The following is a 23,446-nucleotide window of genomic DNA, read 5'->3' as shown; positions in this document are numbered from 1 at the left end:
ACTTTTCTTTACCAAATGAGGAAAAAGAGGAAAACCGACTACTTAAAGTTTTTAAAAAAACTTTAAGTGAAAAAATGGGCGTTTATCAAGAGTCAAAACACTATAAGTAACTAACAATATTTAGAATGATCAAAACGACATGAAAAATGATCGTAAATAGAAAAATACTACGCCAATACATCTTTAAATAGCGACCATATTGGATCTCCTCATAGTAATATGCCTGAAAAACTGCCAGCAGAATCCCTAATAAAAAAATGGAGATCAAATAGTACAATGTGATCGCTTGATCAAAAGTATACTTTGATAATTGATGAATCCCGACCATCAAAAACGGTACCGCTAAATCTGGTGCCTTCACATGGTAACGATCATTCAAGGACAACGCAGAAACAATAAACCGACAGGCGAAATAGACGAGCACAGGAAAGATATACCAAAACAAAACGATTGGATTAAATCCAGACATACAGCAAAATCCTTTCTAACAACTAGTGTCACTATACTTTATTTTCTTTACATCCGTGTTTCAGTTCTTTTAAAAATCTGAGCTGGAATAAGACAGCCTTGAAATTTTTTAAGGAGCCTCTTTGTTCATCAGCTGACTTTTGAAAGTCTTGAAGAATGCATTTCTTTACCTATTAAAACAGAAGGGCGTATCTTCAACAAGTCTATCTTGCCATTCTAGTGATTTTTTTTGTCCTGAAATTGAAAATTTCTTAATTTCTCCTTGGTTCAACTTGAGTTCTTGTGTATTTGAGGGTAAACTGTCACTAGAATAACTCTAAAAGGTGGATTAGAATGAACGAGAAAAAACCAAAAAGTACCTTTGCAAAAATCACGCAAGTCGTGATCTGGACCATGCTTATTCTCACTGTTGGCTCGATTTTCTTAGCAGCATACACAAGTATTATGGGTTAATCCTATTAAAAAAGTGCCCTTTTCCAAAATGATGGCTTCCATCTTTTGGAAAAGGGCACTTTTTTTACAGCAAGGGTGACACAAGGCGTGCCAACCCTTCTTTGATTTTGATCGTCAGCTTTCTTTGCTGATACGCTTCGATCGTTAAGTGCTTAGAATCGATCGAATCCGCCAGAAACGCTTCCTTCGTTTGCGTTGCGAGTTGTGCATCATAGATGATCGTATTGACCTCAAAGTCTAAACGAAACGAACGAACATCGATATTTGCTGAACCAATCGAAACGAGCCCACTGTCAATGATCATCGTTTTTGCATGCATAAACCCTTTCTCATAAGTTTCGATGACTGCCCCAAAATGCAGCAGCTCAGCCGCAAAGGAATAGGTCGCCCAATATACCAAGGGATGATCCGGTTTGTTCGGGATTTGTATATGGACTTTCACCCCAGAAAGCAGTGCCAACTTCAAGGCATTGTGAATGGCTTCATCCGGAATATAATAAGGTGTTTGGATTAAGATTTCCTTTTTGGCTAAGTTGATCATTTTCAGATAGGTCATTTTGATTTCTTCATGTTCCGTATCAGGACCACTCGTGATGACTTGGGCTGCAACTGTCCCGACTTGTTTGATTTCAGGAAACAAGGAAGGATCATATTTGATCTCCAACGCATGTTGTGAATTCCAATCCATCAAAAACCGATTTTGCAGCGAATAGACAGCTGAACCGGCAATTCGCAAGTGATTGTCTCGCCAATAACCGAATTTTTCCACTTGCCCTAGATATTCATCTCCCACATTAAAACCGCCTGTATAGCCAATTTCTCCATCGATCACCACGATTTTCCGATGATTTCGATAATTGATTCGCGGATTGACATAAGGAACGAATAAAGGAAAGAAGAAGGCAATTTGACCGCCATGTAGACGCAACTCATCAAAAAACTTCAATGATACTTGGGTGCTGCCCCAAGCATCTAATAAGACTCTTACTTTTACGCCTCGCTTCGCCGCGCGCACCAGTGCCTCTTTGACTTCATTTCCCAATGTATCACTGCGATAAATGTAATATTCCATATGAATGTGATTTTTTGCCTGTTCGATATCCGCGATCAAGGCATCAAATTTCTGCCGTCCGTCGGTATAAAGCGTCATACTATTCGCTGTCGTATACAGGGATTGCCCAAAGACTGTCAACAGGTAGACCAGCTGCTGCACTTCTACCTGCGCGGTCGGCGGATGCGGAAACAGCTGACGAGCGAGGGCTTGTTTTTGTTCTTCTAATTCAACATTCAGCCCCACCTTTGCCTGTGAGCGCATATCAAAGATCTTTTCCTTAGAGATCCCTCTACCAAAGAAAAAGTAAAGCACAAAGCCAACGATTGGAATGAACATCAAGACCAAAAGCCAGGCCCACGTTTGAGCAGTCTGCCGCCTTTCTCTGAAAATGATAATGATTGATAACAAAATATTGACTATAAATAAAATGGTTACCAAATTATCCATTACAACCATTTCTCCACCTCTTCCCCGATTTCCCGCTACTAAAGCATATCAAAAAATAGTACCTAAAGTAAAGAAACACTGTGATGAAACAAAAAAAGCCGATCTTGACGATCGACTTTAAGAAAACATCGGTTTAGAATTTTAAGAAACGGCGCATTGATAACACGGAACCAAGTGAACCGATCACGATCCCAATCAGTGCCATCACACCGCAAACTTGTAATAGAAACATATTTGGTGCAATTAAACTGTAATTTGAACGCAGTAAGGATGGATTGACCATTGCATAAACTTGGTGGTAGCCGAAGTACATTAATGCAATCGGAACGATCGAACCTAAGAGTCCGATCCAGCCGCCTTCAAGGAAGAATGGCCAACGAATGTAGCCGTTTTTCGCCCCCACCAGACGCATGATCTGAATTTCTCTTTGACGAGACAAAATCGTGATCCGAATCGTATTAGAGATCAGGAACATTGCCACAAAAATCAATAAGACAGCAGCAGCTAAGCCCCAAGTCCGCACAGCAGCAGACAATTCAAAGATTCGGTCAGAAGAATCTCCGCCATAATCGGCTTTGAAAACATTTGGCAATTCGCCAGCTTGCTCAGCGATCTCTGTCGTATACTCTGGATCTGTTGCACTGACGACAAACACGTTATACAGCGGATTGCTGTCGCCTTCGAACAAGTTCCATGAATCCCCCATTGCATCTTGGATCTTCTGCAATTCTTCGTCTCGGCTAGAAAATTTCACTTCTGAAACGTTCGGCAGATCATTTAAGGACTGTTCCAAAGCATCCATGTCTTCTTGTTCCGTACCAATATCAACGAAAACCGAAACGTCCACATTCTCGCGAATGTCTTCGGCTAGTTTTGTTGCATTTAAGATTACACCTAGAAAAATACCGACTAATGTCAGTGTGATCGTTACCGCACTCAATGACGCAATAGTCATCCAGCCGTTACGCTTTAAACTTTTGATACTCTCCAGGAGATGACGGAAAAATGTTCTAATCATCGTAACCATATTCTCCTTCCGCTTGGTCGCGAATAATGCGGCCATTTTCAATCGCGATCACGCGATGACGAATCGTATTTACGATCGTACTATTATGGGTCGCCATAACGACCGTTGTTCCTTGGGCATTGATCCGATCAAGCAGCTTCATGATTTCCCATGAGTTTTCAGGATCTAGATTCCCCGTTGGTTCATCCGCAATCAATACTTTCGGCGTATTTACGATGGCACGAGCGATCGACACCCGCTGTTGTTCCCCACCGGAAAGCTCACTTGGAAATACCCGCACCTTATGTTTCAGGCCGACCAAGTCTAACACTTCCATCACCCGTTTTTTGATATCACGAGGTTTGCGGCCGATAACTTGCATTGCATAAGCAACATTTTCAAAGACCGTTTTCCGTGGTAAAAGTTTATAATCCTGAAAGACCACGCCGATTTCCCGACGCATCAATGGGATCTCGCGGTTTTTCATGCCGACCAAATCATATCCTGCGACATTCAAAACGCCTTTAGTTGCTTTTTCTTCCCGATACATCAATTTGATAAAGGTTGATTTACCGGCACCCGATGGGCCCACGACATAAACAAACTCTCCTTGATCAATTGAAATCGAAAGGTTACGGATAGCAGTCGTACCATTAGAGTACTTTTTCATTATATCTTTCATTTCTATCATACAGCTATCTCTCCATCTCAAATTTTCATTCTGGCTTATTATAGCATGAATATATTTCACCTTGCTTGCAACAGATTACAATTATGTTTCAATCTGTTTAAGTCACACAGGGTTATTTTTGATTCAGTTTCAGCTTCAAATACGCATCGATAAAGCCATCCAAATCGCCATCCATGACTGCCTGTACATTCCCAGTTTCGAAATTCGTTCGGTGATCTTTGACCATCGAATAGGGATGGAAGACATAAGAACGGATTTGCGAGCCCCAACCAATTTCTAACTGCTCGCCTCGCAAAGCTGCTGCCTCTTGCTCTTTCTTTTCCACTTCTAATTGATACAGCTTGGCTTTCAACATCCCCATCGCTTGCTCACGGTTTTTCAATTGTGAGCGCTGGGCTTGGCTAGCAACGACCGTTCCTGTCGGAATATGGGTGATCCGCACAGCAGATTCGGTTTTGTTGATGTGCTGTCCACCCGCACCACTTGCGCGGTACGTATCGATTTTCAAATCATCTGAGTTGATTTCCACATCGATCGCCCCATCTAATTCTGGCATCACATCCACCGAGCAAAATGACGTGTGCCGTCTCTTGGCTGAATCAAAAGGTGAGATCCGAACTAAACGATGAACGCCTTTTTCCGATTTCAAATACCCATAGGCGTTGTGGCCTTTTACAAGTAAAGTGACACTTTTGATCCCCGCTTCATCACCAGCTTGATAGTCGAGGGTCTCTACTTGATACCCGTGTTGTTCGCAAAAACGAGTATACATCCGTAACAGCATGCTGCCCCAGTCTTGTGATTCGGTACCGCCTGCACCAGGATGAAGCTCGATGATGGCGTTATTTCGATCATAGGGTTCATCTAACAGCATCGACAATTCATAAGACGCCATTTTCTCGTTTAGCTTCGTGATCCGTGCTTCAAGTTCTGCTTCCATTTCTGGGTCTGCTTCTTCTTGAATCATTTCCAACATCACTTCCAGCTCTTCCAATTCTTCTGCTAACTGATTGAACTGATCGTAGGTCTCTTTGTTGGCATTGTTTGCGTTAATGACTTGTTGAGCTTTTTCTGAGTCATCCCAAAAGGTGGGATCTGCCATTTGGTGTTCCGCTTCCGCAATGTCCTCTTCTAACTGATCTAAGTCAAAGAGACCCCCTAAAACTGATTATTTTTTCATTCATCTGGGTCAATTGATTCCGAATATCTGCGATTTCCATTAAAATTCCTTCTTTCTTTTTTTCTTACAAACGAAAGTAGACTGGACAAAAACGTCTGCCAGCCTACTCTCAACTTTTTCAAAACGTGTTACATATTTTTCCCGTGGCAATTCTTGAATTTTTTCCCGCTGCCGCATGGACAAGGATCGTTACGACCAACGTTTTTGAAACTTGGTGCTTGGGCAGCAGGTGCTTCTTCTACCCCTTGTGCTTCCCCTTGAGCAACTTGTTCCCGTTGAACGTTTTGACGAATCTCTGCCTTCATAAAGAGACGAGTTACTTCATATTCGATCGCTCCAACCATGTTCTCAAACATATTGAATCCTTCTGTTTGGTACTCAACTAATGGATTGTTTTGTCCATAAGCCCGTAACCCAACCGATTGACGCAGCTGATCCATAGCATCAATGTGGTCGGTCCACTTCGTATCGACAACTCGTAAGATGACGACTTTTTCAAATTCCAGTAATTGTTCTGGACTATTAAGTTGTGCTTTCTTTTGTTCAAAGACTTCTTCTGCCCGTTGGTTTAGGTAGTCTTTGATCTCTTGAGCTGATTTGCCCTTGATGTCCTCGATACTGATAGTATCTTCATGAACAAGTGCATTCGCCGCAAAATCAACGATTCCTTCGTAGTTCCAATTGCTTTCTTCTAATTGCGTATGACTGTCGACGACTCGGCTGATGGAACGTTTCACCATATTCATTAATTGCGGTGAAAGATCCGTTTCTTCCATGATCACTTCTTGACGTTGTCCGTAAATAACTTCCCGCTGTTCTCGCATCACGTCATCGTATTGCAAGACATTTTTCCGAGTGTCGTAGTTATTGCCTTCCACTCGTCGTTGGGCAGATTCTACTTGTTTTGAAAGCATCTTGCTTTGGATCACGGCGTCGCCTTCATCAATCTTCATCCGATCCAAGAACACTTTGATTCGTTCAGAACCAAAACGCTTCATTAAATCATCTTCTAGCGATAAGTAAAATTGCGACATTCCTGGATCTCCTTGACGTCCCGCACGTCCCCGCAACTGATTATCGATCCGTCGTGATTCATGACGCTCAGTACCGATAACTGCCAAGCCGCCTAGTTCTGCAACACCAAGACCTAACTTGATATCCGTTCCCCGACCAGCCATATTGGTCGCGATCGTTACAGCGCCTTTTTGTCCAGCATTCAAAATGATTTCTGCTTCTTTAAAGTGATTCTTAGCATTCAATACTTCATGAGGAACTTTCTCACGATCAAGCATTGATGACAGTAATTCAGAAGTCTCAACAGCGACCGTCCCTACAAGCACGGGTTGTCCTTTGCGGTGGCGCTCTTTGATGTCTTGAACGACTGCTTGGAATTTGCTCGTAAGCGTTGGATAAAGCAAGTCCGCACGATCATCCCGTAAGATTGGTTTGTTTGTAGGAATCTGAATGACTTGCATGTTATAGATTTCTCGAAACTCTTCTTCTTCCGTTTTCGCTGTACCAGTCATCCCAGACAGTTTTTTGTACATCCGAAAGTAGTTCTGGAATGTGATCGTCGCCATCGTTTTGGTTTCATCTTCGATTTCGACACTTTCTTTCGCTTCGATCGCTTGATGGAGCCCATCAGAATATCGGCGACCATCCATGATCCGACCTGTAAATTGGTCAACGATCATTACTTTTCCATCTTGCACGACATAATCGATATCGCGAATCATAATGTAATTCGCTCGTAGTGCTTGATCCAAGTGATGGGTCAATGCCGTGTTTTCAATATCATACAAGTTTTCTAAGCCGAAGGTCTCTTCCGCTTTTTCGATCCCACGTTCTGTCAAACCGATCGTTTTTGATTGGATATCGATTTTGTAGTCTTCTTCTTCCGTCAAGCGTTTGACAAAATTGTCGACCCGATTGTATAGCGCAGTTGATTTTTCTGCTTGTCCTGAAATGATCAACGGTGTTCTCGCTTCATCGATCAAGATCGAATCGACCTCATCGACGATGGCATAGTTTAATGGACGCTGTACCATTTGATGACGGTAAACCACCATGTTGTCCCGCAAATAGTCAAACCCTAATTCATTGTTTGTACTATAAGTGATGTCACAAGCATATGCCGCACGTTTTTCTTCTGCTGATTTTGAGTTAATGTTCAAGCCGACCGTCAACCCTAAAAAGTTGTACAGCTCCCCCATCTCAGTCGAGTCACGAGTTGCCAAGTATTCATTGACAGTTACGACGTGGACACCTTGACCGCTCAAAGCATTCAAATAAACAGGTAATGTCGCCGTCAAGGTTTTCCCTTCACCCGTACGCATCTCTGGGATATTCCCATCATGCAAGACGATCCCACCCATTAATTGGACGTGGTAAGGATAAAGGCCCAAAACGCGTTTTGCAGCTTCACGTACTACTGCAAAGGCTTCAGGCAATAATTTATCCAAAGTCTCTCCCTCTTGGAAACGACGACGAAATTCATCGGTTTTCCCGCGTAATTGTTCATCAGATAAAGCGGCCATTTCATCCGCATGTGATTCAACTTGATTCGCAATATGGTCAAGACGTTTTAATTCTTTTTTGTCGTTTTCGATTAATTTTCTAAAAAAATTGGCCATACCTTAATAATTCTCCTTTTACTTCTGCATTATCCTAGCTGGAAACTCTCCTAACTATTTTAGCACTAGTTCACCATAAATGAAATATTTTTCGATAGAACTATCGCATCAATCTTGCGTGATAAACGGATTCTTAACCTTTTTTCACAGATTTTAAAGAAACGCGGGAAAAAAAACACGCAACAAGCCATTGATCGGCGCTGAAAGTCCAGCACACGCCCAAACGTCTTGTTGCGAAGGTTTGCAAATTATGCCGTTTTAAAACGGGTTTTTAAGAAAGCTAAGAAGAGCATCAGTAGCATGCCTAAAGACTGAATCCCGATCATCAAGACGATATCAGCGCCAATAAATCCTGCCAACATCGCAACGAGAGAGCCTGCCCCCAGTGCATTTAAAATCACGTTCGTACTTTCTTTGAAGCTGCCGATTGTCGATAGTCGTGATTTTTTCGTCAACCAGAGGAAAAACGCTGCGCCTATGACTAGAATACTATTCATTGCCACCAATAAAAATGCCACTGTGATCGTCTGACTGAAGAAAATTGCTGTCTCGTTGTTGCGATAGAAGCCGTCTTCGATTGCTTTTTGAAACGAAGCCGCATCATCTACTTGATCAGGTGCCATTTCCGCCGTGTAACGCATTTCATAGTGATAAGTTTGTCCATCGATTTCTTCTTTGATGGTCCAGTCTGTTTCCCGAAAATTGATGGCGTATTTCGCTTTTTCAAGAGCCGCTTCTGAAAGCGCAACGCCTATGATCCCCGCTTCTGTTTGGGAAAAGACTTGTGACTCATCCGCTAAAAGTTTGCCATCTTCCAGCTGCAGCTCACTGTATTTTGCTGCCGTTTCTGCCGTCACGAGTGTTTTTGCATGGGGAAAAAATGCCGCAAAGGCTTGATCCGTTTGCTTGCTGATCATTAAGGTCAACGGGATCATCAGCAAGGACATCAAGAAAACATAGACGAACACTTGCTGCCAGCGATTTAATTTTTTACGCCATGCATAGACTTTTGTTGGAGAAAAAATGGCCCCAAAGTACGTTAAGGGAAATCGTTGTTCAGACATCCTATCATTCCTATCCTTTTGTTCCGCCAGAGGTCAAACCTGAAACAAAGTATTTTTGTAAGAAGAAAAACAGTGCAGCGATCGGTACGGCGATCAAAATCGCCCCAGCCGCAAAGAGTGCGACCCGTTGGTTACGGGCATCATTGATAAAGGTTTGTAGCCCGACTGCGACGGTCAAACGCTCTTGTGAGCGAAGCAAGAATCGCGCCAGCAAGAATTCGCCGAATGGTCCCATAAAGGCCCACAATGCTTGGACGGCAACCATTGGTTTTACGAGGGGCAAAACGATTTGCCAAAAGATGCGAAAATGCCCTGCACCATCAAGTTTTGCTGATTCATCCAAGTCGATGGGTACCGTATCAAAGTACCCCTTCATCAGCCAAGTATTCATCGGAATCCCACCACCGATATAAATCAGTGTCAAGAACCAGAAGCTATCTAGACCGTTTGCTAATAAGCCCATGACATAAAAAGCGGTCAACGCCGACATTGTCGGTACCATTTGAACGATCAAGAACACCATCAGACTACTTTTACGACCAGCAAAACGGTAACGACTGTAAGTATACCCTGCTAATGTTACGATCATTACTTGAATGATCATCGTCGAAACGGCCACGATCAAGGTGTTTTTATACCATGTCAAATACGGGGTTTCATTGAATAAACGTCGAAAGTTGTTCAATGTCCAATCCGCATCAAAATCTAAGCGAAAAGCGATCATGTTCCCTGCCTTGAAGGCTGAGGTTGCGGTAATCAACAAGGGATAGATGATAATGATCGATAACGCGATCATAAACAAGTAGGTAAATAATTTGCTGAAAGAAAACTTCTTCTTTTTCATCCTCAATCCTCCATATTAAATGCATTCGTCTTTTTAAACACCAGTAATGAAATGGAGATCACCACAAAGGAAATGATCAAGGTCAATGCAGAAGCAATCGAATATTGTGGTGAGCCGCCGGTCGTCAGTTTGTAGATCCATGAAATCAAAATATCTGTCGAACCGGCATTTCCACCTAAACTCCCTGGACCACCTTCGTTAAAGAGATAGATCATGGAGAAGTTATTAAAGTTCCCTGTATATTGCGTAACGAAGGTTGGTGCTGCCACCAAAAAGATTGCCGGCAGCGTAATGTTCCGAAAACGCTGCAACGCATTGGCTCCATCCATTTTTGCTGCTTCATACAAATCTTCGGAAATGGATTGTAAAATCCCCGAAACCATTACATAGATGTAAGGAAACCCTAACCAACCCTGAATCAAAATAATCGCCGTTTTCGTCCAAAACGGATCAGTCTTCCAAGCAATGTTCCCAATATCCACAAAAGGCAGATTGTTCAATAGCGGGATCACCTGCGTATTGATCGCTCCTGCGGTATCATTAAACATATTTGAAAAACTCATGATTGTGATAAACGCTGGCACCGCCCAAGGAAGCAAGAAAATCACCCCAAAGACGCGACGAAACTTCACAAATTTTTGGTTGGCAACAACTGCTGTCAGTATGCCGAGTGTAATTTGCAAGGTGGTTGCTAAAACGGTCCAAATCACCGTCCAACTGAATACTTTTACAAAGGTGTCGCGGTAAGAACTTAAGGTGAAGATATTCGTGAAATTCGAAAAACCGATCCAGTCGATTAAGTTTGCTGGCGGAATGTGTCGAAAATCATAGTTGGTAAATGCCATAAAGAGCGTCACCATTACTGGAAAAATAATTGCTACGATCATTACCAAGTAGGCAGGGATCGTCAGTAAGTACGCGAACCCATCTTCGTATAATTTTTTGAAAAATTCTTTTCTCGTAACAGCTACCGGGAAGCCTTTTTCAATGCTTTGCCGAACCTGATAGGCATCTTTGATATTTAAAACCCAAAAGATAATGAAAATAACGGTAACGATGACCTGCAGTGTTCCTTCAATCAACAAGAACAAAGAGTTGTCTTCCATCGGTACTGATCCGAGTGTGACAAAGTTATAAAGTGCTTGTCCACCAAACAAAAGCATTTCGACCAGAAAAATCAGAAAGGCTGCAAAAAAGAGACCCGCTTTGAATTTCTGACCATTTTTGAATTGTCCCCCACCAGGGATGATTGAAAGAAGCGCTGTCTGCATGGCTTGTGAATTCGTCCTCATATGTATCCTCCTTAAAATCGAAAGTCTGCCAAGCGGCCGACGATCGATAGAAAACAATCTCGTCAAGCAATTTCTTGCGTGCTACGTTGCAAGGAATCCTTTTGACAAACATCCTCTATAGAATCGTCGACATGAATGACAGACCGTAATCGGCTAATTATTAGTATTTCTGCTCAATCGCTTCTTCGATTGTTTTGGCAGCATTATCCGCTGCTTCTTGAGGAGTCATATTGCCTGAACCTGCATCAAACAGCATGTTTTCAGCCCCTACCCAAACCTCAGACATTTCAGGGATATTTGGCATTGGTTGTGAAACACTGTATTGCTCGATCACTGCTTTTGCTACTGGATCATCAGAAGCAGCGACTGTTTCTTGAGCCATAATGTTCGCTGGAATATCATGACGCATGTCATACAATTTCTCTTGATTGGCTTCGTTGGTCAAATACTCGACAAATTGTTGCGAAACGTCTTTGTTTTGTGAGTAGTTAGATACCACCCACGCTTTTCCGCCGCCAAATGTTTCATAGTCGTTGCCGTTGCTTAGCGTTGGGATTTTCGCTACACCATAGTTGATGCCTGCTTCTTCAAAGCCGTTCACGCCCCATGGTCCATAAATGATAGCTGCTGTTTTGCCTTGATTGAAGTAATCCAACATCAAGTTTTCGTTGGCTGATACATCCAGCATTCCTTGCGGCCAGACATTTTGGAACCAATCAGTTGCATACGTGATTGCCTCAACAGAACCTTCGTTGTTCAGCCCTAGATCAGATGGATCTGTTCCTTCATCACCAAAGACATACCCGCCATGCCCCGCTAATAGACCATACGTATAATAAAAGTCCGTCCAACGAGCTAAGAAACCAACATTGTCATCGCCTTCTGCAAAACGATCATCTTTTGCTAGTTCTTCTAAATCAGAAAAAGTTGCTGGTGCTTCATCGATCAAGTCTTTGTTGTAGAACATGACAACCGCTTCGATCATTGCTGGTGCACCATAGATCTTATCATCGATGGTCACTTGTTGCTTGTCGGTATCGCTGTACCGTCCATCATCTGGCAAAGTCATTTCTGCCAAATGCCCTTGGGAGCCTACTTGACCCACACGGTCATAAGGAGACATCGTAACATCTGGGCCTTTCCCAGCAGGACCGTCTAGTTGAAGCGCATCCATTTGATCGAACATGTCCATTTCTACAACGTTGATGGTGACATCATTTTCAGATTCAAAGTCAGATTTCACTTCATTGATATAATCAATATAGTCTGCGCCTACAGAGACCGTGATCGTTTTTTCATCGCTACCTGAACCTGCATCTGCATTACTACCATCGGTACTACCGCCGTTGCCGCCACACGCCGCAAGCGCTAACAACGCACTTCCTGAAACTAATCCTAGAGCTGCCTTTTTCCAATTCACTTTCATCCTGTTTACCTCCTGCAATTTGTAACTCTATTATGCAACCGGTTTCTTAAAATGGCAAACATTTTCTAAATGTTAGCGATAACAAAAATTGAAAAAGCCTTTAAATTAAGATATTGAGGAATTGAAAAGAATTTGCGCAACCATTTGCTTAATTTTTCACCTTGTGGATTCACGAACCACGAGTTGCGGTAAAAAGCGCTGTTGTCGCTGGCTCGTATCGTTCTGTTCAATTTTTTGAATCAGTAATTCACCACAAGCTTCGCCCATCTCAACGATTGCTTGCTTCATAGTCGTCAACTTGGGTGAGCTGACCTGATCCAAGAATACCCCATCGTAGCCGACAATCCCAAAATCCTTTGGTATCTGCGCACCAATCGACTGCAAGCCTTGATTGATGCCTAGTGCCAAACGATCCGTCGCACAAATAAAACAAGTATTTTCCGCAAATTGCTCCTTCTGTGCTGTGATAAACGTGCGGGCTGCGGAAGAACGGTTTTCAAAACGATGGATTTTTGGTGCTTGTCCTGTTTTTGTCACTGTATCTATGTACCCTTTTTCTCGGCTTTTCGTAAATGCTTCTTCCAACTCTAAACCAATATAGACCAAGTGTTGATAGCCAGTATCGAGGGCGTGTTTACAAGCAGAAACGATCCCTTGGTAGTTGTCACTATCAACAAAGCTGAATCCAGCTTCATTTTCACCAAATAGAACGACGGGTTTCTTTAAATTTTTTATCCAGTCCATATCCTTTTGGCGAAATCCCGTAATGATACAACCATCTGCTGGGCCACGATCCACCCCATCCGTCGTAACCAGCTGCAACGAATAATGCGCTTTGCCGATGGAACGAGCGATCCCCACTAATAAATTCATATAGTATGGCTCCGTCGTGTCCATCTCCTCTAAGATATACACTTTGATGATATGGGAACGCTTGGAAACTAATGATTTGGCAGCAATATTCGGTTGATAATCCAGTTCTAGCATTGCTTGATGAACGAGCTGCTTTAGCTCTTCGGTCACTTTATCTGGATGGTTGATCACTCGAGAAACGGTCATTGCGGAAACATTTGCTTTTTTGGCGACATCTGCTAACGTAGTCATGATTCACTCTCCCTGTATTATTTCATCTATAGTATAACACAATAAAACAAAAGAGAAACAAAGCCAACTTTTATATAGAAAGATTTCTTGCTTCATTCCAAAAGATAAAAAAACAGAGCAGCTTCTCAGCTACTCTGTCAAAAAAGACTTTTTTTGGGGTGTCGCCAAAAGGATCCCACACGTGTTAATCCGTTTCGATCAACCCGTATTTACCATCTTTCCGACGATACACAATGCTCGTTCCATTCGTTTCCGCATCTTCAAAGATAAAGAAGTTGTGTCCAAGCATGTTCATTTGTAAAACAGCTTCTTCACTATCCATTGGTTTTAAAGACAAACGTTTTGTACGTACGATGTCTAAATCAGAACCATTGGTTTCTTCATCGTTTGCTTCAGTTGTGAATAAATCACCATCTGTTGGCGGAACCAACGCTGTCTCACGAGATTTGCGATTGATTTTTGTTTTGAATTTGCGGATTTGGCGTTCCAATTTGTCAACAACCAAATCGATACTAGCATATAGATCAGGTGAAGTTTCTTCCGCACGTAGAACTAGGAATGGTAAAGGAATCGTTACTTCTACTTTTGCAGTTTTTTCTGTATAAACTTTCAAATTAACGTGTGCTGTTGCTTCTGGCACATCATTAAAATAACGTTCTAATTTACCTACTTTTTTCTCGACGTAATCACGGATCGCTTCTGTTACCTCGATATTTTCGCCACGCACATTATATCTAAACATAAAAATTACCCCTTTCGTCTACCAGTAAAGAAGGAAAAGGACCACTCTTTTCTTCTTCTTAACTCTATTATATCGAACTCTTGGTCATTTGCCTAGTAAATCGAACAATTTTCTTTAAGCGTTTTCAAAATAACGTTTCAACGAGCAATAGAAAAAGAACGAATCGACTGGGGGCCAAAGGACTGCAGTGCTTCAGCTGCATGATATAACGTTCTACCGGTAGTATACACATCATCGATCAACAATAATTTTTTCCCTTTGATTTCACACGCTACATCTGGCTTCACTGCAAAGGGTTGCGCCTCTACTAATCGTTGCCTGCGAGAACGTTGTGCCTGTGGTGCGGTATCAACAACTTTCTCCAGTAACTCTTGAAATCTGACTCCGGCGGCTTCCAGCACAGCGGTGACTTGATTAAACCCTCGCTGTTGGTAACGCTCTGCCGATAGTGGGATGGGAATCAAACACTCATAGTCAAACCTGTTGAGTTTCTGTTTGATCACAGGCGCAAACGTCCCCCGCAACTGATAGTTTCCCATCAGTTTGTATTCGTGAAGCCAATCCTTCATTCCTTGATCGTAAGCAAATAGCGCTCGGTGCTGCAATTGTATCATGGGACACGTTTCTTCCCAATAGAGACAATCGCTGCAAAACTCAGTTTCTTTTTTTCCACACGAAGGGCAGCAGGTTCGCCAATCGATCACCGAAAACTGTTGAGCACATTGCGGGCACAATTCATTTTCTGGGATACGCCAAGGAGCCAACACCTCAATGATCGTTCGTTCTCTAGGAAAAGTCCTTTTACACCAACTACACACCATCGGTCAGCCAGCTTTTTGCCAATTGGTTCATTTCCTTAATTTCGTTGAGTGCTTTTCGGATCGCTTCCGTCATTTGGTCGTAGAAAAAAATGACCTCCCCTTCCGTATAGGCCCCTTTACGATCGACACGACCAGCAATTTGCACGAGCGCCGATTTTGTAAAGACTGGATGATTAGCACCCAATACGATGACTGAGACGTTTTCAAACGTCACCCCACGCTCTAAAATCATCGTTGTAAACAACACCTTGTAAATCTGTCGACGAGCAGACGCTACTTTTTCGCTCCGTTTTTGATCTTGCGACGAAACGCTTGTCAAAGACCATGACGTGCCTTGTCGGCGGACAGCCGCTTCTACTTCCTTCATCAGCGCAATGCTTGGACAAAACACCAAGACAAAGTTTTTTTGAAGCAGCCGCTGCAACTGCTGCAGCAATGGTCGCAGCCAACGTTTTCTGCGATAAGCCTGCGCCCAGTGACTATAATGAACAGGTTTTGGAACGATCAATGGACGCTGATGAAACCGCAGCGGCATTTTCAAGACAGCGAATTTCCCACGAATTTCTTGCAGCAGTCGTTCTGAAGGCGTCGCACTTAAATAGATCAGACACCCGTTTTTGGCTAAGGCATTGTATAATCCGTAACGCAGCTGCGCATCGCCCTCGTAGGGAAATGCATCTACCTCATCCACCACGATCAGTTGAAAGCTCCAATAAAAATGCAGTAGCTGATGGGTGGTGGCAATAAGGATGTTTGTGTAGCGATAAGACTCTTCTGATTTTCCATAAAGGAGCAAGCTTTCCTCTTGTGGAAATGCTTGCTGAATTCGCGGAAACAATTCACGACAAACATCGATCCGAGGTGAGACGATCGCCACTCGACCACCTTCTTGCCGAACGTAGCGGATCGTTTCAAAGATCATTTCGGTCTTCCCTGAACCCGTGACCGACCAAACAAGCGAGGATCGCTTTTGTCGACAATTAGACACCAATTGCTGGGAAATTTTTTTCTGAAACGGCGTCAATGCTCCTGGCCAGACGATGTGGTGATCAATGGCTGGACTATCCGTAGGTTGAATCACCAGTCGCCCATTTGATGTGATCCGACCATAGCGAATACAGGTTGGACAGTAATAGCTGCCTATCGGTAATTGCACCGACGGCTTGCGGTGGGAAGAACCGCATCGCTGACAAACGATTCTCTGCCCCTGCTCGAGCATTGCCGGTCGAGAATCAAAGGGTTTTCCTACATTCATTGTTTCATCTAAAACAAAAAATTGTCTTCCTTTTTGATTGGTCATAACATACACCTCAGTTTTAAGTACGCAAAAAAATCGGTTCAAGTACTTTTTGAAAAGTACTTGAACCGATTACAGGTTTCTTGTTTGCTTCAACAGCAGGTCTTGCTTATTCGCCGATCAATGTCAAAGCTTGATCTAAGACTTTTTCGCCGTTCATCATGCCGTAATCTGCCATGTTGATTACTTCTAAAGGAATTCCTTTTGGCGCTAGACGTTTCTCAAAATCGCCTTTCATGAAACGAACTTGTGGTCCTAATAATAAAACATTTACGTCTTTGCTTTCTAAATGTTGATCTGCTTCTGAAGCGGAAACTGCAAAAATATCTGCTTCTAATCCTTTTGCTTCAGCTGCTTTTTGCATTTTTGTTACTAATAAGCTTGTACTCATTCCTGCAGAACAAACTAACATAATTGTTTTTTTCGCCATATCGAACACTCCTTGAATTTTAAGAATAAGATAACATTTCCTATCTCTAGTATAGAACAAGTTTGAAATTTGTCAACGCTTTCTATCCAGCAGCCAGTTTGATTTTACTAAACGGTTAAAAACGACATACTCTTTTTTTAAATTGACGAGGACTACCTCATAGCCGGCATTCAGCCACGCATAGGCCCCGTTTTCAGGATGTCGGTAATCATTTGCCCACCAATCCGTACTCGTGCGGGCACTTTTGGGCAAACCGGATGCTGGGAAAAGAAATTCATCAAACTGGGTAAAGGTTAACGTAATTTGTGAACCGCCGTTGTTTTTTAAATAGTGCGTGATCGTATCGTACTTTTTGCGTCTACCCAAAGCAACTGCCTCCTCTTTTTCAGGTCTGTGTTGGTGCCTTTTTCTTTCTTCTATTTGTAACTTTCCTTCCGATTGCCTATACTAGAAACATAAAGGAGGCGATCGTACGCGTGACTTATCGAACGATCCGACAAGATGGAGAAACGGAAATAGAAATCAAAAAATCGCGTTTCATCTGTTCGTTAAAACGAATCCAATCAGAAGATGAAGCCAAAGCGTTTATACAAGCCCTCAAAAAAGAACATTGGAAGGCGAATCATCATTGCAGCGCCTATGTATTGGGTGAAAACCATGAGATCCAACGCAGCAGTGATGATGGTGAACCTAGCGGCACCGCTGGAGTACCGATTTTAGAAGTATTGAAGAAAAATGACTTGATCAATATGGTCGCTGTCGTTACCCGCTACTTCGGTGGAACGAAACTTGGCGCTGGCGGATTGATCCGCGCTTATTCCAGTTCAGCTTCCGCTGGCATCAAGGCGGTGGGAATCGTCGAAGGCGTTTTGCATCAAGAGCTTGCATTGACCATTGATTATCCCCTTTTAGGTAAGCTGCAAAACTATTTAGAACTGCAGAACATCTACGTAAAAGACATTGCTTATACCGAGAAAATCGTTGTTACCTTAATGATTCCCGAAGCAACGCTTGCCGACCAAGAAGCCGCTTTGATTGATTTGCTGCAAGGGCAAGTGCAGCTAAACAAAGGCAAGACCGAATATGTAGAGCGCCTCATCGAGGAGCCAACCGAGTAACTATGCAGGACAAGCACCTGTCAGGTTTGCTCTTTTCCTCAAAGCACGGACTCTAATGCCGCTTGCTGCAGCGAATGCAGGAACGCCCAATCGTTGAAAAACCGAATTGACCGATGCGGAGCAACAGCACGTATGCTCGCAGTGTCCTTTCGGCTTTTTCGCGTCTTTTTTGTTTCCAGCCGTCTCAGGCAGCTTATTTTTCCATATAAAATTCGAAACGATTGCCGACATATTGGGTGCGCACATATTCAAATGGTTGCCCATCTTCAAATGAAGTGATTTGCCGCATACGTAAAATCGCATCGCCGCGTTTGATTTGTAAGTAATCGGCAATCTGTTCCGATGCGACCATGGCTGAAATCGTCTGTGAAGCGCCGCCGATTTTCCGTTGTCCTTTTTCCTCTAAAACTTTATAGAGGGAAGAGATGATCTCCTCCTTGCTAAAGTCATGAATAAACTTTTCAGGGATACTCGCTACTTCAAAACAGATCGGCACATCATCCGCATACCGAATCCGCTCCATCCGTAAAATCGTTTCGTGTCCTTCTAATTGCAGCTTTTCCATCTCACTGGAGCTAGGTGCAGTCAAGAAATAAGCGACCGCTTTGCTGGAAGGCTTACGACCAAGAGAATTCATAATTTCGGTAAAACTCGTCGTGCCCGTCATTTTCTCTTGTACTTTTTGGCGAGCGACATAAGTGCCAGAACCGATTTTGCGCTCAAGAATCCCCTCATCCGCTAAGGTTTGGATCGCTTGCCGCAACGTCATGCGACTCACGCCGAATTGTTTTGACAACTCCCGTTCTGAAGGCAGACGATCCCCGATTTTGTATGTATTGTTTTCGATATTGGCTTTGATTTGATCATGAATCTGGATATAAACAGGTAATTTTTCCACCACTACACATTCCTCCGTTCCCCTCCTATTATAACTGGTATATACCTAAATAGCTAATAAAAAAAGCAAAAACTGCTCTGTTTTTCTCCATTTGTGCGAATTCTTTCCCCATTTTATAGGCAGAAAAAGAAGTTATCACAAATTGTCCAAACAAGAGCAGTCCCTTTGCTTTTAAATTGGTTCGGTCGCTGGCTTGAGAATTTATTCAGCCAACGCTTTATTGGCAGTTGCCATGAGCAAGCGAATGCGATTCAATTGATTGACGATCGAGACACCTGGATCGTAATCAATCGCTGCAATGTTCGCCTGTGGGTATTGGCGACGCAGCTCTTTCATGACGCCTTTTCCTACTACATGGTTAGGCAGACAGCCAAATGGTTGCAGACAAATGATATTGTTGACATTATTTTCCAACAGATCGATCATCTCACCGGTCAAGAACCAGCCTTCTCCCGTATGATTGCCGATGGAAACAATCTCGCTCGCTTGCTCCGCAAGCTGATGGATCGAATGGATACCATCAAAACGCGTTGACGCCCTAAGTGCTTTATCCATCGGTTTTTGGAGCCGTTCAATCGCCATGATCGCAAAATCAGCGATCATTTTACTTTTCTTCGCCATCCCCAAATGCTCGTAGCGCCAAATCTGATTGTAGAGGGAATAATTCATGAAGCCGACAATATCCGGTACGACCGCTTCCGCTCCTTCTGCTTCTAACAGGCGAACGACATCGTTATTAGCTGTCGGTGAATATTTCACTAAAATCTCTCCCACGACTCCGACACGCGGCTTCTTGATATCTCTTATCGGCACTTGATCAAAGTCTTGAATGATTTTCTTCATATTGCGATTAAAGAGGCTGAAGGAGCCATTGCGGACATTTTTGGCAATTTTTTCCAGCCATTCTTGGTGGAGCCGATCGACAGCCCCTGCTTCTTGCTCATATGGACGGGTGCGATAAACGACCCGTTCAAAGAGATCTCCGTATAAAAATGCCACCGCCAAGCGTTTCATCATCGGCAAGGTAAAGTGAAAGCCAGGATTTGATTCAACACCAGTATTGCCCATCGAAATAGATACCACCGGTACTTGCGGAAATCCTGCATCGTTCAATGCTTTACGTAACAAGGGAATATAGTTCGTTGCGCGACACCCACCGCCCGTCTGGGTCATCAATACGCTGGTGTTTTCGACGTCATATTCCCCGCTTTGTAACGCTTCTACCAGCTGTCCAATGGAAATGATGGCCGGGTAGCAGGCATCGTTATTGACAAAGCGCAAACCGACATTGACTGCTTCTCGATCTTCACTGGGCAGACAGACCACTTGATACCCAGAAGCCTGCAAAGCGACATCTACTAATCCGCTTTGGTGGATGGGACTCAACATCGGCAATAAGAGCGTGTGCTGCTTGCGCATTTCTTTGGTAAAAATAATCTTTGCTGGTTCCTCGTATTGCTTTTTAGGAACAAAGTGCTGTTTATCCCGTTCGTTGACTGCTGCTTTCAAGGAACGCAACCGAATCCGAATCGCCCCAAGGTTTGCACCCTCATCGATTTTCAACACCGTATACAGCTTGCCATATTGCGCCATGATCTCTTCGACTTGATCGGTGGTCACTGCATCGATCCCGCAGCCGAAGGAGTTTAATTGAACCAATTCCAACTGCTTGTTTTTCGCCACCACTCGTGCAGCCGCATACAACCGTGAATGATAGACCCATTGATCCACGACCCGCAGATCGCCGACATTTGCTAAATGAGCAATACTGTCCTCGGTCAGTACATGAAAGCCTTCTTGGGTAATGACTTCCGCTATCCCATGGTTGATTTCAGGGTCCAAATGATACGGTCTTCCAGATAAAACGATCCCTTTTTGGTTGGTCGTCATCAGCATTCGCAGCGTTTCTTCTCCCCGTTGCGCAATATCTGCTTTGAACTGATCTAGTTCCTCGAAGCCGCTGCGCAGCGCTTGGGCAATTTCGTCTTCAGAAAAACCAAAATCTTGAAACGTCCCCGTTAAGGTTTTGGCCATTGAGGCTTCATCTGCCAGATTTAAAAATGGACAGCGGTAGTCAACCGCCCCTTCACGAATCGCATCGACGTTGTTACGAATCACTTCTGGATAGCTTTGTACGATTGGACAGTTAAAATGATTTTCAGCGGCAGTGTTCTCTACTCGCTCAAAAATGACTCCTGGATAAAAGATCAACGGTATGTTTTGATCGATCAGTGCTTGGATGTGTCCATGGGCTAGTTTGGCTGGGTAACAAACGGTATCGCTAGGAATCGTTTCGATCCCTTGCTCATATAGTTCTTTATTAGAACGCGGCGACAAGGTTACTCGAAACCCTAACTGGGTGAAAAAGGTATGCCATAGCGGATAATTTTCATAAAGATTCAACACTCTTGGTAAGCCGATTTCCCCATGGAGGGCATCTTTTTTACGCAAAGAACGGTACTTGAACAAGCGGCGGTATTTTTCATCCACGAGATTGACTTTGCGGTCTTCTTTTTTGATTTTGATCCGCGCACCACGTTCGCAGCGATTCCCCGTAATGAATTTTCGACCATCCGAAAAGAGGGTCACGGTTAATAAACAATTGTTTTCGCAAAGACCGCAATTTGTAAATTCTTTTTCTGCTTGAAAATCGGCCATTTCTGCAGGAGACAACAACGTACTGACATCGTCGATCGCCGCTTCTTCTAACGCGATCAACGCCGCCCCATAAGCGCCCATCAAGCCAGCGATCGATGGTCGTACGACTTCACGGCCGCTGATCAATTCAAAGGCGCGCAGAACCGCTTCATTATAGAAAGTCCCTCCTTGGCAGACGATTTTCTCGCCAAGATCTTCGGGGCGCCGAACCTTGATCACTTTATAGATAGCATTCTTTATGACCGAGTAAGACAAGCCAGCCGAAATGTCGCCAACAGAGGCTCCTTCTTTTTGGACCTGTTTGACTTTTGAGTTCATAAAGACGGTACAACGCGAACCCAGGTCAACCGGCGCTTGGGCTTTTGTCGCTGCCAGCGCAAATTCTTTGACATCCTGATTCATAGATTTGGCAAAGGTCTCAATGAACGAGCCGCATCCTGACGAACAGGCTTCATTTAGCTGAATCGAAGAAAGTGCACCGTCTTTGACTGTCATCGCCTTCATGTCTTGCCCACCAATGTCCAGGATAAAATCAACCCCTGGCTGGAAATGTTCAGCAGCTTTGTAATGGGCCATCGTTTCGACTTCACCGATATCGACCTTCAGTGCATGTTTGATCAGATGCTCACCGTACCCTGTGATCGTTGACTTTGCGATGTAAACGTCAGAAGGCATCTGACGATAAAGCTCTTGTAAAACCGCCATCGTTGTCGCTAACGGCTCGCCTTCATTGTTGCCATAAAAAGAAAACAACAAATCCCCTGCATCATTGATCAAGACGACTTTCGTTGTCGTTGATCCAGCATCGATACCCAAATAAGCAGCACCTTTATGCTCCGACAAAGGTTTTTCTGCAGCAACCGCTTGGGCATGGCGGGCACGAAAAGCAGCCAGTTCTGCTTCGTCTTTGAATAAAGGATCTAGCGTATCTGTTGGCGCAAGTGTGCCGTCTTCTTCATTGGCTAAGCGGTCGCATAGTACAGAAAGCTGCTGCGCTTCTTCTGCATACAGTGCAGCCCCCATCGCCACAAACAGTTCTGGGTTCTCGGGAAAAATGATATCTGCTTCTTGCAGGTTCAACGTATCGATAAATCGTTGACGCAATTCCGACATAAACGTCAGTGGACCGCCTAAGAAGGCTACCTTGCCTTTGATTTTACGACCAGCAGCTAAGCCAGCAATCGTTTGATTGACCACCGCTTGAAAAATACTCGCAGCAATGTCCGCTTTTGCCGCTCCTTCATTGATCAGCGGCTGCACATCAGTTTTGGCAAAGACCCCGCAGCGTGAGGCAATCGGATAAAGGGTTTGGTATCCCTTGGCTAGCTCATTGACCCCATTGGCATCCGTTTTCAATAAAACCGCCATCTGATCAATAAACGCACCGGTCCCACCGGCACAACTGCCATTCATCCGCTGCTCCAACGCACCTTCAAAAAAGGTGATCTTCGCATCTTCACCGCCTAATTCGATCGCCACATCCGTTTCTGGGATCACTGTCTCGACTGTTTTGGTACAAGCGATGACCTCTTGGACAAAAGGGATCCGCAAAACTTCTGCCAGCCCCATTCCGCCTGATCCGGTAATCGCCAGCGCAACTGGCTGATCTTGGATTACTGCTTGCGCTTCTTTAATAATTTTTTCCGCTGCCTTTTGGATGTCTGCATAGTGTCGTTCATACCTTGAAAAACACGTTTGATTGCGTTCATCTAACAGAACCATCTTGACCGTTGTTGAACCGACATCGATGCCCGCCTTATATTTTTTCATTTGTTGCCTCCATCTAAACAACACTTTGTTGATTATCTAACAAGCCGTTT

General features: G+C 43.7%; 19 protein-coding genes and 2 pseudogenes. 2 read left to right on the top strand and 19 right to left on the bottom strand.

Annotated elements, in window-relative coordinates; genetic code table 11:
• Positions 1-100: 100 nt before the first annotated feature.
• Entirely contained in the window at positions 101-469 is a 369-nt protein-coding gene (locus A5883_RS03175; RefSeq protein ID WP_005228786.1) for a DUF3397 domain-containing protein, read from the bottom strand.
• Between the two features lie 332 nt (positions 470-801).
• Here A5883_RS03175 and A5883_RS03170 point away from each other — a divergent pair, with 332 nt between their 5' ends.
• Complete coding sequence (locus A5883_RS03170) at positions 802-921, top strand: DUF4044 domain-containing protein (RefSeq protein ID WP_005237290.1); 120 nt, start codon at positions 802-804, stop codon at positions 919-921.
• 64 nt (positions 922-985) lie between these two features.
• On the opposite strand, the gene cls is transcribed toward A5883_RS03170, so the two are convergent.
• The 16 genes and pseudogenes from cls to A5883_RS03085 form a co-directional block, all read right to left on the bottom strand.
• Positions 986-2,431 (bottom strand): cardiolipin synthase, encoded by a 1,446-nt coding sequence (gene cls / locus A5883_RS03165; protein WP_005228785.1) that lies wholly within the window; start codon positions 2,429-2,431, stop codon positions 986-988.
• 124 nt (positions 2,432-2,555) lie between these two features.
• The gene (gene ftsX, locus A5883_RS03155; RefSeq protein ID WP_010749773.1) at positions 2,556-3,440 is read right to left on the bottom strand and encodes a permease-like cell division protein FtsX; all 885 of its coding nucleotides are present in this window, start codon (positions 3,438-3,440) and stop codon (positions 2,556-2,558) included.
• Positions 3,433-4,119, bottom strand: a complete 687-nt coding sequence (ftsE, locus tag A5883_RS03150; RefSeq protein WP_005228783.1) for a cell division ATP-binding protein FtsE — start codon at positions 4,117-4,119, stop codon at positions 3,433-3,435. The genes ftsX and ftsE overlap by 8 nt, the downstream gene beginning before the upstream one ends.
• A gap of 112 nt (positions 4,120-4,231) precedes the next feature.
• Positions 4,232-5,339, bottom strand: a protein-coding gene (prfB, locus tag A5883_RS03145; RefSeq protein WP_100214389.1) for a peptide chain release factor 2 whose coding sequence is annotated in 2 segments (ribosomal slippage) — positions 4,232-5,266 and positions 5,268-5,339 — 1,107 coding nt in all. Because the reading frame shifts where the segments join, the coding sequence is not laid out codon by codon here.
• 88 nt (positions 5,340-5,427) lie between these two features.
• Positions 5,428-5,502: pseudogene (locus A5883_RS19785) on the bottom strand (SEC-C metal-binding domain-containing protein); the annotation flags it as partial.
• A gap of 45 nt (positions 5,503-5,547) precedes the next feature.
• Positions 5,548-7,932: pseudogene (gene secA / locus A5883_RS03140) on the bottom strand (preprotein translocase subunit SecA); the annotation flags it as partial.
• Between the two features lie 248 nt (positions 7,933-8,180).
• Entirely contained in the window at positions 8,181-8,996 is an 816-nt protein-coding gene (locus A5883_RS03135) for a DUF1189 family protein (protein WP_074933465.1), read from the bottom strand.
• Between the two features lie 10 nt (positions 8,997-9,006).
• Positions 9,007-9,840, bottom strand: coding sequence for a sugar ABC transporter permease (locus tag A5883_RS03130; RefSeq protein WP_016608756.1), 834 nt, complete (start codon positions 9,838-9,840; stop codon positions 9,007-9,009).
• Between the two features lie 2 nt (positions 9,841-9,842).
• A complete protein-coding gene (locus A5883_RS03125) occupies positions 9,843-11,132 on the bottom strand; it encodes a carbohydrate ABC transporter permease (RefSeq protein ID WP_010749778.1) in 1,290 nt (429 codons plus the stop codon).
• 160 nt (positions 11,133-11,292) lie between these two features.
• On the bottom strand, positions 11,293-12,558 hold the full coding sequence (locus A5883_RS03115; protein WP_086337986.1) for an extracellular solute-binding protein: 1,266 nt from the start codon (positions 12,556-12,558) through the stop codon (positions 11,293-11,295).
• Between the two features lie 156 nt (positions 12,559-12,714).
• On the bottom strand, positions 12,715-13,662 hold the full coding sequence (locus tag A5883_RS03110; protein WP_074536086.1) for a LacI family DNA-binding transcriptional regulator: 948 nt from the start codon (positions 13,660-13,662) through the stop codon (positions 12,715-12,717).
• Positions 13,663-13,846: 184 nt separating this feature from the next.
• Positions 13,847-14,404: a ribosome hibernation-promoting factor, HPF/YfiA family gene (hpf, locus tag A5883_RS03105; RefSeq protein WP_005231866.1), complete on the bottom strand. Its 558-nt coding sequence runs from the start codon at positions 14,402-14,404 to the stop codon at positions 13,847-13,849.
• A gap of 137 nt (positions 14,405-14,541) precedes the next feature.
• Complete coding sequence (locus A5883_RS03100) at positions 14,542-15,018, bottom strand: ComF family protein (protein ID WP_016608760.1); 477 nt, start codon at positions 15,016-15,018, stop codon at positions 14,542-14,544.
• 196 nt (positions 15,019-15,214) lie between these two features.
• Positions 15,215-16,525: a DEAD/DEAH box helicase gene (locus tag A5883_RS03095; protein ID WP_086337985.1), complete on the bottom strand. Its 1,311-nt coding sequence runs from the start codon at positions 16,523-16,525 to the stop codon at positions 15,215-15,217.
• A gap of 106 nt (positions 16,526-16,631) precedes the next feature.
• Complete coding sequence (locus A5883_RS03090; protein WP_005228768.1) at positions 16,632-16,952, bottom strand: PTS sugar transporter subunit IIB; 321 nt, start codon at positions 16,950-16,952, stop codon at positions 16,632-16,634.
• 72 nt (positions 16,953-17,024) lie between these two features.
• Positions 17,025-17,318 (bottom strand): DUF7662 domain-containing protein, encoded by a 294-nt coding sequence (locus A5883_RS03085; RefSeq protein WP_005228767.1) that lies wholly within the window; start codon positions 17,316-17,318, stop codon positions 17,025-17,027.
• 110 nt (positions 17,319-17,428) lie between these two features.
• On the opposite strand from A5883_RS03085, the gene A5883_RS03080 reads away from it, so the two are divergent.
• Positions 17,429-18,070 (top strand): YigZ family protein, encoded by a 642-nt coding sequence (locus A5883_RS03080; RefSeq protein WP_086337984.1) that lies wholly within the window; start codon positions 17,429-17,431, stop codon positions 18,068-18,070.
• Between the two features lie 193 nt (positions 18,071-18,263).
• Here A5883_RS03080 and A5883_RS03075 read toward each other — a convergent pair whose 3' ends face one another.
• Both A5883_RS03075 and A5883_RS03070 read right to left on the bottom strand, forming a co-directional pair.
• Positions 18,264-18,971, bottom strand: coding sequence for a GntR family transcriptional regulator (locus tag A5883_RS03075; protein WP_005228765.1), 708 nt, complete (start codon positions 18,969-18,971; stop codon positions 18,264-18,266).
• 198 nt (positions 18,972-19,169) lie between these two features.
• Positions 19,170-23,396 carry a 2-hydroxyacyl-CoA dehydratase gene (locus A5883_RS03070; protein WP_086337983.1) on the bottom strand — a complete coding sequence of 1,409 codons (4,227 nt, stop codon included), beginning with the start codon at positions 23,394-23,396 and terminating at the stop codon, positions 19,170-19,172.
• Positions 23,397-23,446 lie beyond the last annotated feature (50 nt).

Origin of the sequence: Enterococcus sp. 5B3_DIV0040, from assembly GCF_002140755.1 — a bacterium.
Taxonomy (GTDB): Bacteria; Bacillota; Bacilli; order Lactobacillales; family Enterococcaceae; genus Enterococcus_D; species Enterococcus_D casseliflavus.
This window is presented reverse-complemented; position numbering and strand designations above follow the sequence as displayed.